This is a genomic window from Kitasatospora sp. NPDC049285, from assembly GCF_040678815.1.
Classification (GTDB): Bacteria; Actinomycetota; Actinomycetes; order Streptomycetales; family Streptomycetaceae; genus Kitasatospora.
In genome coordinates this window covers 180,428-193,013 of the sequence record NZ_JBFAQR010000003.1, presented here as the reverse complement: position 1 = coordinate 193,013, position 12,586 = coordinate 180,428, and the positions used below count along the sequence as shown (strand labels likewise).

7 protein-coding genes are annotated in these 12,586 nt (G+C 74.4%); 6 read left to right on the top strand and 1 reads right to left on the bottom strand.

The genetic code is table 11. The features are described 5' to 3' along the window. The first annotated feature begins 81 nt into the window (after window positions 1-81). From AB0K51_RS03850 to AB0K51_RS03840, 3 genes are all read left to right on the top strand, one after another. Entirely contained in the window at window positions 82-1,026 is a 945-nt protein-coding gene (locus AB0K51_RS03850; RefSeq protein ID WP_363450151.1) for an NAD(P)-dependent oxidoreductase, read from the top strand. Between the two features lie 161 nt (window positions 1,027-1,187). After that, window positions 1,188-2,366, top strand: a complete 1,179-nt coding sequence (gene moeZ / locus AB0K51_RS03845) for an adenylyltransferase/sulfurtransferase MoeZ (protein ID WP_363450149.1) — start codon at window positions 1,188-1,190, stop codon at window positions 2,364-2,366. Window positions 2,367-2,430: 64 nt separating this feature from the next. After that, window positions 2,431-2,649: a hypothetical protein gene (locus AB0K51_RS03840; RefSeq protein WP_363450147.1), complete on the top strand. Its 219-nt coding sequence runs from the start codon at window positions 2,431-2,433 to the stop codon at window positions 2,647-2,649. On the opposite strand, the gene AB0K51_RS03835 is transcribed toward AB0K51_RS03840, so the two are convergent. After that, complete coding sequence (locus tag AB0K51_RS03835) at window positions 2,646-5,198, bottom strand: lysylphosphatidylglycerol synthase transmembrane domain-containing protein (protein ID WP_363450145.1); 2,553 nt, start codon at window positions 5,196-5,198, stop codon at window positions 2,646-2,648. The genes AB0K51_RS03840 and AB0K51_RS03835 overlap by 4 nt on opposite strands. A 275-nt stretch (window positions 5,199-5,473) precedes the next feature. Here AB0K51_RS03835 and AB0K51_RS03830 point away from each other — a divergent pair, with 275 nt between their 5' ends. The 3 genes from AB0K51_RS03830 (at window position 5,474) to AB0K51_RS03820 (ending at window position 12,414) form a co-directional block, all read left to right on the top strand. Then, window positions 5,474-5,824, top strand: coding sequence for an MGMT family protein (locus AB0K51_RS03830; RefSeq protein ID WP_363450143.1), 351 nt, complete (start codon window positions 5,474-5,476; stop codon window positions 5,822-5,824). A 130-nt stretch (window positions 5,825-5,954) separates the two neighbouring features. Further along, window positions 5,955-9,206: an ATP-dependent DNA helicase gene (locus AB0K51_RS03825; protein WP_363450141.1), complete on the top strand. Its 3,252-nt coding sequence runs from the start codon at window positions 5,955-5,957 to the stop codon at window positions 9,204-9,206. Beyond that, window positions 9,193-12,414, top strand: a complete 3,222-nt coding sequence (locus AB0K51_RS03820) for an ATP-dependent DNA helicase (protein ID WP_363450139.1) — start codon at window positions 9,193-9,195, stop codon at window positions 12,412-12,414. The genes AB0K51_RS03825 and AB0K51_RS03820 overlap by 14 nt, the downstream gene beginning before the upstream one ends. Window positions 12,415-12,586 lie beyond the last annotated feature (172 nt).

Sequence of the window (12,586 nt, the reverse complement as noted above, 5' to 3'; positions counted from 1 at the left end):
CGGCGCCCTCGGCTCGGCGCGTTTCCCGTTCCCATCTCTCTGCCCGGTCGTCTCCGGGCCTCGTGGAAGGACTTCGGCCCGATGAGGGTGCTGCTGCTGGGAGCCGACGGGTTCATCGGCCGGCGGGTGGCCGACCGGCTGCTGGCGGAGGAGGGGCTCCAGGTGACCGTGCTGGGGCGTAGCGACGCCGCCGACATCCGGTTCGACCTGGCCGCGGGGAGTCCGGGCGCGCTGGCCCGGTTCCTGGACGCGGTCGCGCCGCAGGTGGTGATCAACTGCGCGGGGGCGACCTACGGGTCGTCGCGGGCGCTGATCCGGGCGAACACGCTGGCCGTGGCCACCGTGTGCGAGGCGATCCGGCGCAGCCGGGAGCCGGCCCGGCTGGTGCACGTGGGATCGGCGGCGGAGTACGGGCCGACCCCGCCGGGCGGGCCGGTGCCGGAGAGCGCGGAGCCGCGCCCGGTCGGGCCGTACGGGGTGTCGAAGCTGGCGGGCACCGAGCTGGTGCTGAGCTCGGGGCTGGACGCGCTGGTGCTGCGGGTGTTCGACGTGGTGGGCCCGGGGTCGCCGACGGCGTCGCTGTTCGGGCGGCTGGCGGAGGGGCTGCGGCGGGCGCTGGAGCAGGACGAGTCGCAGGTACGGATGCCGGACCTGTCCGGGTACCGGGACTTCGTGGACGTGCGGGACGTCGCGCGGGCGATCCAGGCGGCGGCGGTCTCGGCGGCCACCGGGGTGATCAACATCGGCAGCGGCCACGCGGTGCGGGCTCGGGACGCGGCGCACCTGCTGGTGCGGGCCTCCGGCTTCGAGGGCGCCGTGATCGAGGACGCCCGCCAGGTGGTGCTGCCCGCGCAGGCGGCGGGCGGGGACGGGCTGCGCGCGGCCGAGGCCCGGCCGGCCGCGGAGCCGGTGCAGTGGCGGCAGGCGGACGTCCGGACCGCCAGGGACCGTCTCGGATGGCGGACACAGGTGCCGCTGGAGGAGTCGCTGGGAGACGTCTGGCTGGAGACCGCCTGCCGGGTCTGATCCCGGCCGCCCCGGGCTGACCAGCGGCGATGGTGCGAGGGGCGGCGTCTCGGCATGCGATGTCGCCCATCTCACCCAGTGGACCCCTTGCCGTGGAATACCCCGGGCACGTGACACTGTTGGCGTAGTCGAACGTGAAACTGACGACCATCGGAGTCTTCGTGTCGCTGCCACCCCTGGTCGAGCCCGCCGCCGAGCTCACCGTCGACGAGGTCCGCCGGTACTCCCGCCACCTGATCATCCCCGACGTGGGCATGGACGGGCAGAAGCGGCTGAAGAACGCCAAGGTGCTGTGCGTCGGCGCCGGCGGCCTCGGCTCGCCGGCCCTGATGTACCTGGCCGCCGCCGGCGTGGGCACGCTCGGCATCGTCGAGTTCGACACCGTCGACGAGTCGAACCTGCAGCGCCAGATCATCCACGGCCAGTCGGACATCGGCCGCTCCAAGGGCGAGTCGGCGCGGGACTCCGTCAAGGAGATCAACCCGTACGTCAACGTGATCCTCCACGACGAGCGTCTCGACAACGACAACGTCATGGAGATCTTCTCCGGCTACGACCTGATCGTGGACGGCACCGACAACTTCGCCACCCGGTACCTGGTGAACGACGCCGCGGTGCTGCTCGGCAAGCCGTACGTGTGGGGCTCGATCTACCGCTTCGACGGCCAGGCCAGCGTGTTCTGGGCCGAGCACGGCCCCTGCTACCGCTGCCTCTACCCGGAGGCCCCGCCGCCGGGCATGGTCCCGTCCTGCGCCGAGGGCGGCGTGCTGGGCGTGCTGTGCGCCTCGATCGGCTCGATCCAGGTCACCGAGGCGATCAAGCTGCTGGCCGGTGTCGGCGACCCGCTGGTCGGCCGACTGATGATCTACGACGCCCTGGAGATGCAGTACCGCTCGGTGAAGGTCCGCAAGGACCCGAACTGCGCGCTCTGCGGCGAGAACCCGACCGTCACCGAGCTGATCGACTACGAGTCGTTCTGCGGTGTCGTCTCGGAGGAGGCCCAGGAGGCCGCCCAGGGCTCGACGATCACCTCCAAGCAGCTCAAGGAGTGGATCGACGGCGGCGAGAACATCGACATCATCGACGTCCGCGAGATCAACGAGTACGAGATCGTCAACATCCCGGGCGCCCGCCTGATCCCGAAGAACGAGTTCCTGATGGGCAACGCCCTGCAGGACCTGCCGCAGGACAAGCGGATCGTGCTGCACTGCAAGACCGGCGTGCGCTCCGCCGAGGTCCTCGCGGTGCTGAAGTCCGCGGGCTTCGCCGACGCCGTCCACCTGGGCGGCGGCGTGATCGGCTGGGTCAACCAGATCGAGCCCGAGAAGCCCGTCTACTGACGGACGCCCGCACGTCGCAGGACCATGACCGCCCGGTCGGGGAGCTCCCCGGCCGGGCGGTCCCGTGCGTTCAGCGGTCCCGTGCGTTCAGGGCGCGGTCGGGCCGGTGCTCGCCCTGCTCGGACTGGTGAACCCGACGGTGCGCGCGGCCCGGGGGACGGCGTACCAGTTCCAGCGGCCGTTCGTGCTCGACGACCGGGCCGGCCGCGAGCTGTTCGGGCTGGCCCCCGTGCCGTGGGAGCGGATGCTGGCGGAGATCGCCGCCGTCCACGCGCAGCGCTAGATCGCGCCCTTGCGCTGCAGCACGTTGTAGGCCACCCAGCCCGGCAGCACCGGCAGCCAGAAGGTGAGCAGGCGGTAGAGGAAGACCGCGGGGGTGGCGGCGGTGGCCGGGACGCCGGCCACCGTCAGGGCGGTGATCAGGGCGATCTCGACCGGGCCGATGCCGCCCGGGGTGGGGATCGCCGAGCCGGCCGCGTTGGCGGTCAGGAAGACCACCGCGACCGCGGCGAAGGTGACGTGGCCGCCGCCGAAGGCCTGCACCGAGGCGTCCAGGCAGGCGGTGAAGGAGAGCGTCAGGAGCAGGATGCCGCCGAAGCCGGTGACCAGCTTGCGGGGGGTCTGCATCAGGTCGAGCATCCGCGGGATCACGCCGAAGAACAGCGAGCGCACCCGGGTCACCACGAACCGGCGCAGCGGCGCGACCGCGGCCACCACCAGGGCGAGCACCGCGGCGGTCAGCACGCCGATGATCACCGCCCGGGAGGCGCCCAGGTCGCCGTTGGTCTGGGTGCCGGTGATCAGGCCGAAGGAGAACAGCAGCAGCAGGTGCCCCCCGAGGCCGGCCAGCTGGGAGGCGCCGACCGAGGCGACCGCCTGCACCGGACGGATGCCGGCCCGCTGCAGGTAGCGGGTGTTCAGCGCGATGCCGCCGACCGCGGCGGGCGCCACCAGCTTCACGAACGAGCCGGCGAGCTGCGCCGCGACGGTCCGGCCGAACGGCAGCCGCTCCGGGACGAAGCCGGTCAGGCTCATCGAGGCGGCCACGTACGAGACGGCGGAGGCGGCCAGGGCCAGCGCGGCCCAGCCCCAGTTCATCTGGGAGACCTTGAACTGGTCCGGGCGGATGGTGGTCAGCGCCAGGTAGGCGGCGAAGGTCAGCGCCACCACCATGATCAGCGTCTTCGGCTTGAGCCGTTCCAGCTTCGCCGGGGCCATCGGCGCCTCGGGGACGATCGCCAGGATCTGCCCGCGGATCTTCGACAGCAGGTCCTCGCCGGCCTGCGCGATGTCCTCCTCGGCCTGCTGCTGGGTGCGCTCGCCGGCCGCGACCTGCTCCAGGGCCAGCGCCTGCGCGGCGGCCTTCCGCTCCTTGGTCATCCGCTGCAGGTCGGCGCGGGTCTGCCGGCTCAGGCCGACCGGCTGCAGCAGCGGCAGCGCCTCGGCGACCCGGGTCGGCCCGAGCACCGTGGTGGCCACCGCGACGGCCCGCTCCGGGCCGATCCGCAGCGCGAAGGTGGTGAGCAGCTGGGCGACGTCGATGCGCAGCGTCAGGTCGCCGGCCGCGATGTCGCCGCCGGACAGGTTGACCAGGCAGCCGGTCTTGTCGTCGACCGCCAGCAGGGACTCGCCGGTGAGCCGGCGGTGCGCGATCCGGCGCTCGTGCAGGGTGGCCACCGACTCCCAGAACGAGGCCATCACCGCGTCGGTGATCTCCTCGGCGTCGAGTTCGTCGAGGGTCCGGCCGGCCACGTTCTCGTAGACCAGGATCGCCGCGTCCGGGCCGAGCTCGGAGGTGGCCACCAGCTGCGGGGCGCGGGCCCCGGAGGCGGCCGCGGCGTACGCGATCAGGGCTTCCTGTTCGAGCGCCTGGCGCAGCGACTGCGGGCTGCGGCGGACCGCCACCGAGCGCAGCCGCAGCCGGCGCCAGGCCCGGTAGAAGAAGCCGGAGGCCTGCTGCTCGCGGTCGATGACGTGGACGTCCAGCAGCGGGCCGTGCTGCTGGGTGACCAGGTAGCGGCGGGTGCCGCCGGGCGCGTCCGGGGCGAGGTGCGCGGCGGACGGCACGAAGCCGACCTTGCGCAGGCCGATCATCAGGTGCTGCCCGGTCGGCCGGATGTTCGGCGAGCCGATCGCGTACAGCGTGCCGTACGCCACCGACCAGCCGATCAGCACGGTCAGCAGCAGCGACAGCGGGGTGGTGTAGCCGCTGATCAGCTCGGTCGCGCCGGAGAGGATCACCACCACCCACAGCGCCACCCGCCAGCGGGGTCTGCTCGACATGCCGACGGCGGTCATGTAGGCGATCACGGGGGCGAGGTAGCCGTGCACCGGGTCGGTGAGGGTCTCCCCGCCGCCCGGTGGGAACTGGGTGAGCGCGTTGCGGATCGCGTCGGGCGCGCTGGCCGCCACCCACCAGTCCACGCCCAGCGAGACGCCGTACGCCAGCACCGAGGCCAGCACGCCGTCGGCGACGCGCAGGCCGTCGCGTTTGATCAGCCGTTCCACCGCGAAGGCCAGCGGCACCGCCAGCACCGCGATGGAGGAGACCAGCGCGGCGATGGTGGAGAGCACGCCGGGGATGCGCTTGGCGTTGACGGTGATGTCGTTCTCGATGCCGGTGGTGGTGGAGACCGCCACCTGCGCCAGCACGAACACCGCGATGATGCCGAGCAGCCCGGCGAGGAAGCGCAGCAGATCGGACGGTCGGTGGGCGCGCGGCGGCAGCAGGGGTTCGTCGACCGCCAGGTACTCACCGGCCGGTTCCTCGGCCGGCGGCTCCGGCGGCCGGTCGTCGGCCGGCCCGTCGTCCGGCGGCTGCTGAGCGGCCACCGTGTCCTCCCCCGTGTGATGCGTGTCCCGCGCCCCGTGGCGCAGGGAGACCGTCGGGGCGTACCCGCCCCGGCCGGCGGAACCGGGCGTGGCGGACTCCCCGGAGTCCTCGTCCACGTTCAATTCTGCCGTCCCGGTCATCTGCTCTGGTTTCCTCGTCGTTCGCGTCGCCCCGAAGATGCTGCCATGCCCGCCCGCCCCGTGCGGGCCAGGGGCGGTATCCCGCGCGGCGGGTCGCCCGCACGGGGTGCTGGAAATCGACCGGATGGGGAAGAATGCGTCGGATGACCGAGCCCGACGACGCCGCCGAGGCGCCCGAACTCCCGCCGTACGCCGAGGCGGTGCTCGACCTCGCCGAGCGGATCCCGGCGGGGCGGGTGATGACCTACGGAGACGTCGCCGAGTACCTGGGCCGCGGCGGACCCCGCCAGGTCGGCCGGGTGATGGCGCTGTACGGCGGCTCGGTGCCCTGGTGGCGGGTGATCCGCGCGGACGGCCGCCCGCTGCCCGGCCACGAGCACCGGGCGCTGCCGGAGTACCGTTCCGAGGGCACCCCGCTGCGCACCACCGCCGGCGGCGAACCGCGCGTCGACCTGCGGACCGCCCGCTGGGACGGGACGGACTGACCGAAAGCCGAGCGCGGCCGGGGACTGACGGTGCAGGATCGTAGGCTCGGTGCGGGCGGTCCTGCCGCCACCGCCCGCCGAACCGCCGTACGACCCTGGACCTACCGCAGTGACCTCACCGTTCCGCCTGGTGCGCAGCCCCCTCGCGCAGCCCGACCCGCCCGCGCTGGACGACTACCAGCGGGCGGTGGTCGAGCACGCGTCGGGGCCGCTGCTGGTGCTCGCCGGGCCGGGCACCGGGAAGACCACCACGCTGGTCGAGGCGGTCGCCCGGCGGATCGAGCGCGGTACCGCCCCCGAGCGGGTGCTGGTGCTCACCTTCAGCCGCAAGGCCGCGATGGAGCTGCGCGACCGGATGACCGCCCGGATCGGCGCCACCGCCCCGCAGGCCACCACCTTCCACTCGTTCTGCTACGCCCTGCTGCGCGCCCACCAGCCGCCCGAGGAGTACGCCGAGCCGCTGCGGCTGCTGTCCGGCCCCGAGCAGGACGTGATGGTCCGCGAGCTGCTGGCCGGCGGCGCCGAGGACGCGAAGGCGGGCACCGGCACCATCCACTGGCCGCTCGACCTGCGGGCCTGCCTGACCACCCGCGGCTTCGCCGACGAAGTCCGCGCCGTGCTCGCCCGGAGCCGCGAACTCGGCCTCGGCGAAGCCGAGTTGGCGCGCTTCGCGGAGGGAGTCCAGCGTCCCGACTGGGCGGCCGCCGCGCACTTCCTGGCCGAGTACCTGGACGTCCTGGACCTGCGCGGGGTGCTCGACTACGCCGAGCTGGTGCACCGCGCCGTGCTGCTCGCCGAGCGCGAGGAGGGCGCCGCCGAACTGCGCGCGCGCTACGACGTGGTCTTCGTCGACGAGTACCAGGACACCGACCCGGCGCAGGTCCGGCTGCTGCGGCGGCTGGCCGGCGGCGGCCGGGACCTGGTCGCGGTCGGCGACCCCGACCAGTCGATCTACGCGTTCCGCGGCGCGGACGTGAACGGCATCCTGGAGTTCCCCGACACCTTCCGCCGCGCCGACGGCCGCCCCGCCGAGGTGAAGGTGCTGCGGGTCTCCCGGCGCTCCGGCGCGGTGCTGCTGGCCGCCTCCCGCGAGCTCGCCCGGCGGATGCCGATGAGCCGGCTGCCCGCAGACAAGCTCGCCGCGCACCGCGCGCTGCTGCCGTCCCGCGAGGGCGGCGCGGTCGAGGTGTACACCTACCCGACGCCCGGCGCCGAACTCGACTCGGTCGCCGACCTGCTGCGCCGCGCCCACCTGGAGGACGGCGTCCCCTGGGGCGAGATGGCGGTGCTGGTGCGGGCCGGCGGCCGGTCGATACCGGGCGTCCGCCGCGCGCTGTCCGCCGCGGGCGTCCCGCTGGAGATCGACGGCGACGACCTGCCGCTGCGCGAGGAGCCCGCCGTCACCCCGCTGCTGCTCGCCCTGCGGGTCTGCGCCGAGGGCGAGGCCGCGCTGACCGCGGAGCTCGCGCACACCCTGCTCACCGGCCCGCTCGCCGCGCTGGACGGCTCCGACCTGCGCCGGCTCGGCCGCACCCTGCGCGAGGAGGAACGCCGCGCGCTGGCCGCCGAGGGCACCCCCGGCGTGGTCCGCCCCGCCGAGGAACTGGTCCGCGAGGCGCTCGCCCAGCCCGAGCTGCTGGCCCTGGTGGACGCCTCCTACGCCCGCCGCGCCTACGAACTCGGGCTGCTGCTGCGCAAGGTCCGCGAGCTGCTGGCCGGCGGCGCGAGCGCCGAGGAGGCCCTGTGGGAGCTGTGGGACGGCTCCAGGCGCTGGCGCGAGCGCCTGGAGCGCGCCGCGCTGCGCGGCGGCCCGGCCGGCCGCAACGCCGACCGCGACCTGGACGCGCTGTGCGCCCTGTTCGAGACCGCCGCCCGCGCCGAGGAGCGGGTCAGCGGCCACCGCGGCGCCCTCGACCTGCTCGCCGAGGTCGAGGCGCAGGACATCGCCGCCGACACCCTGCACGTGCGCGCCGTGCGCCCCGACGCGGTCCGGCTGATGACCGCCCACCGCGCCAAGGGCCTGGAGTGGCGGCTGGTGGTGGTCACCGGCGTGCAGGACGGCCTGTGGCCCGACCTGCGCCGCCGCGGCTCGCTGCTGGAGGCCGACCGGATCGGCCGGGACGGCCTCGCCGAGCCGCTCTCCCCGGCCGCGCTGCTCGCCGAGGAGCGCCGGCTGTTCTACGTCGCCGCCACCCGCGCCAAGGACCGGCTGGTGGTGACCGCCGTCAAGGCTCCCGCCGAGGACGGCGACGAGCCGTCCCGGTTCCTGCGCGAGCTGTACCGGGAGACCGTCGACCCGCGCACCGGCCGGGTGCTGGAGCGCACCCCGCAGGTGCAGGTCGCCGACGTCACCGCCCGCCCGCGCCGCCCGCTGTCGGTCCCCGCGCTGGTCGCCGAACTGCGCGCCGTCACCGTCGACCCGGACCGCTCCCCGCAGCTGCGCCGGGCCGCCGCCGAACGGCTCGCCACGCTCGCCGCCGCCCTCGACGAGGAGGGCCGCCCGCTCGTCCCCGCCGCCCACCCCGACCAGTGGTGGGGGCTGGTGGACGCCACCGCCGCCCCGCAGCCGCTGCGCGAGCCGCAGGCACCGGTGCGGCTGTCCGGCAGCGGCCTGGAGCAGCTGGAGTCCTGCACCCTGCAGTGGTTCCTGGAGAAGGACGTGCAGGCCGGCCGGACCGCCAGCGCCGCCCAGGGCTTCGGCAACGTGGTGCACGCACTGGCGGACGAGGTCGGCTCCGGCCGCACCCCCGCCGACCTGGCCGTGCTGATGGAGCGCCTGGACACGGTCTGGGACGCGCTGGCCTTCGACGCGCCGTGGAAGTCCCAGCAGGAGAAGACCGAGGCCCGCGCCGCCCTGGAGCGCTTCCTGCGCTGGCACGTGCTGGAGCGCGACCGCACCACGGTGGCCACCGAGCACGGCTTCGACCTCACCCTCGACGTCGGCGGCGTCGCGGTGCGCATCCGCGGCTCGATGGACCGGGTCGAGACCGACGCGGTGGGCCGCGCGTACGTCGTCGACTTCAAGACCGGCAAGCAGATCCCCACCGAGAAGTCGCTCCCCGACCACCGCCAACTCGCCGTCTACCAGCTCGCGGTGCGCGGCGGCGCACTCGACGGCCTGCCCGGCTTCGAGGACGGCGCGACACCCGGCGGTGCCGAGCTGGTCCACCTGCGCGAGCCCGCCAAGGGCGACCCGGACGCCCCCAAGGTGCAGCGGCAACTGCCGGACGACAGCACCCCGTGGATCGAGGACCTGCTGGTCGACACCGCCGGGAAGGTCCTCGCCGAGCGGTTCACCCCCACCGCGGGCGAGCGCTGCGGACGCTGCGCCTTCCGCGGTAGCTGCTCCGCGCAGCGGGACGGGCGGCATGTCGTCGACTGAGCCGTTGGAGGCCGGGCTGCTGGAACACCCCGCACAGCTCCGCGAACTGCTCGGCATCCCGTTCAACGGCGAGCAGGTGGCGGCGATCGGCGCGCCCCTGGAACCCGGCGTGATCGTGGCCGGCGCGGGCTCCGGCAAGACCACCGTGATGGCCGCCCGAGTGGTGTGGCTGGTCGGCTCCGGCGCGGTGCGCCCCGAGCAGGTGCTCGGCCTGACCTTCACCAACAAGGCCGCCGGCGAACTCGCCGAACGCGTCCGGGCCTCGCTGCTGCGGGCCGGCGTGCGCGACCAGGACGAGGACGCGCTGGGCGAGCCGCAGATCTCCACCTACCACGCCTTCGCGGGCACCCTGCTCAAGGAGCACGGCCTGCGGCTGGGCATAGAGCCGGACGTCCGGCTGCTCGCCGACGCCACCCGGTTCCAGCTCGCCGCCCGGGTGCTGCGCCAGGCCCGCGGCCCGTTCCCGGCGCTGACCGGCACCTTCAGCGCGCTGGTCGCCGAACTGATCGCGCTGGACTCCGAGTTGGCCGAGCACCTGGTCGAACCCGCGCAACTTCGGTCGTACGACCAGGAGTTGCTCGACACCCTGGCCGGCGTCCGGTTGAGCAACGACGACCTCCGGGCCGTCCCGAAGGCCGCCCGCGGCCGGCAGGAACTGCTGCACCTGGTCGAGGACTACCGGGCCCGCAAGCAGCAGCTCGGCCTGCTCGACTTCGGCGACCAGATCGCCGCCTCCGCCCGGCTCGCCCAGCAGCGCCCCGAGGTCGGCCGGCTGCTGCGCGAGCAGTACCGGGTGGTGCTGCTGGACGAGTACCAGGACACCTCGGTCGCCCAACGCCTGATGCTGGCCGGGCTGTTCGGCGGATCGACCGGGGCCGGCCACCCGGTCACCGCGGTCGGCGACCCCTGCCAGGCGATCTACGGCTGGCGCGGCGCCTCGGTCGCCAACCTGGACGACTTCCCCCACCACTTCCCGCGCTCCGACGGCAGTCCCGGGTACCGCTTCGCGCTCAGCGAGAACCGCCGCAGCGGCGGCCGACTGCTCGCCTTCGCCAACGAACTCGCCGCCCCGCTGCGGGAGATGCACGAGGGCGTGGAGGCGCTGCGGCCCGCGCCCGGCGCCGAACTCGACGGCTACGTGCGGACCGCGCTGCTGCCCACCCACGCCGAGGAGGTGGACTGGCTGGCCGACTCGATCGCCCACCTGGTCCGCACCGGCACCGCGCCCGGCCGGATCGCGGTGCTCTGCCGGGCCGGCAGCTCCTTCCCCGACATCCACGCCGCGCTGGTCGCCCGGCAGGTCCCGGTCGAGGTGGTCGGCCTCGGTGGACTGCTCCAACTTCCGGAAGTTGCCGACCTGGTGGCGGTCTGCGAGGTGCTCCAGGACCCCACCGCCAACGCCGCGCTGGTCCGGCTGCTGATCGGCCCGCGCTGGCGGATCGGCCCGCGCGACCTCGCCCTGCTCGGCCGCCGCGCCGCCGACCTGGTGCGCACCGCCCGGCTCGGCGACCAGGACCCCCTCGCCGCCGCCGTCGCCGAGACCGACCCCACCGAGGTGGTCTCGCTGGCCGACGCGCTGGAGACCTTCGTCGACGCCGAACAGCCCGACGAGCTGCCGTTCTCCCCGGAGGCCCGGGTGCGCTTCGCCCGCTTCGCCCGGGAGATCCGCGAACTGCGCCGGGCGCTGGCCGAACCGCTGATGGACGTGCTGCACCGGGTGCTCGCCGCCACCGGCCTGGAGGTCGAACTCTCCGCCTCCCCGCTGGCGTTGGCCGCCCGCCGGCGGGAGACCCTGCACTCCTTTCTGGACGTCGCCGCCTCCTTCGCCGACCTGGACGGCGACCCGGGACTCGCCGCCTTCCTGGCCTTCCTGCGCGCCGCCCAGGAGTACGAACGCGGCCTGGACGCCGGCCTGCCCGGCGGCGAGGACACCGTCAAGGTGCTCACCGCGCACAAGTCCAAGGGCCTGGAGTGGGACGTGGTCGCCGTCCCCGGCCTGGTCAAGGGCGGCTTCCCGTCCGGCCAGGGCCGCGAGCGCTGGACCTCCACCCGCAAGGTGCTGCCGCACGCGCTGCGCGGCGACGCCGCCACCCTGCCCGCCGACCCCGAGTGGAACGCCAAGGGCATCGGCCTGTTCAAGAAGGAGACGACCGCGCACGGGGCGGTCGAGGAACTCCGGCTCGGCTACGTCGCGTTCACCCGCCCGCGGAGCCTGCTGCTGGCCTCCGGACACTGGTGGGGGCCGTCCCAGAAGCGCCGCCGCGGCCCGTCCGACTTCCTGCTGCAGGTGCGCGCGCACTGCGAGGCGCCCGGCAACGGCGAGATCGAGCACTGGGCCGAGGAGCCGCTGCCCGACGCCGAGAACCCGGCGTTCGACGTCTCGGTGGAGACCCCCTGGCCGCTGCCGCTCGACCCGGACGCCCAGCTCGCCCGCCGCCGGGTCGCCGAGGTGGTCCGCCGCCGCCTCGACGGCGCGCCCGCCCCGGAACCCGAGCCGATGGCCGTCGAGGACCAGCGGCTGGTCGCCTCCTGGGACCGCGACCTGACCGCCCTGCTCGGCGAGTTGGAACGCTCCCGGCGCACCGTCCGGGAGGTCGAACTGCCCGCCTCGCTCTCCGCCTCCGAGCTGATGCGGCTGGCCGCCGACCCCGACGGCTTCGCCTGGGAGCTCGCCCGCCCGATGCCCCGTCCGCCCGCGCCCGCCGCCCGCCGCGGCACCCGCTTCCACGCCTGGGTGCAGTCCCGCTACGACCAGCCGCTGCTGCTCGGCCCCGACGCGCTGTTCGGCCCCGACGCCCTGCCCGGCCTGGACGCCGAGGAGATCGAGGACGAACGCGACCTGGAACGCCTCAAGGAGGCCTTCCTGCGCGGCCCGTACGCCCACCGCACCCCGTACCGGGTCGAGGCCCCGTTCCAACTGGTGCTCGCGGGACGGGTGGTGCGCGGCCGGATCGATGCGGTGTACCGGGGCGCCGACGGTGGCTCAGGGTCACCGCGGTACGAGGTGGTCGACTGGAAGACCGGCCGCGAGGAGAGCGCCGACCCGCTGCAGCTCGCGATCTACCGGCTCGCCTGGGCGGAACAGGCGGGCGTCCCGCCGGAGCAGGTCACGGCCTCGTTCTGCCACGTCCGCAGCGGCCGGATCGAGACTCCGTCAGGACTTCCCGGCCGAAAAGAGTTGAGCGATCTTCTGATCGGGAATAGGTAAGAAAGAGTCACGCAGAGCATTCAACTCGTCACCAGCTCGTTCGAAACGTGTGCGCCGTGCACGTTTCGTGCCTATTGTGGGGTCGGTAACCGGTCACCACCCGTACTCCGGCCGCCGTCAGGGCGCCACCCCTGACCACCCGTCAACACCCGCAGGTGCCCCGCCGCACCCG

What these genes read in the sequence shown, in the direction of transcription:
- AB0K51_RS03820 (WP_363450139.1), top strand. Translation starts at nt 9,193, where the DNA reads ATGTCGTCGACTGAGCCGTTGGAGGCCGGGCTGCTGGAACACCCCGCA.
- AB0K51_RS03850 (WP_363450151.1), top strand. Translation starts at nt 82, where the DNA reads ATGAGGGTGCTGCTGCTGGGAGCCGACGGGTTCATCGGCCGGCGGGTG.
- AB0K51_RS03830 (WP_363450143.1), top strand. Translation starts at nt 5,474, where the DNA reads ATGCGTCGGATGACCGAGCCCGACGACGCCGCCGAGGCGCCCGAACTC.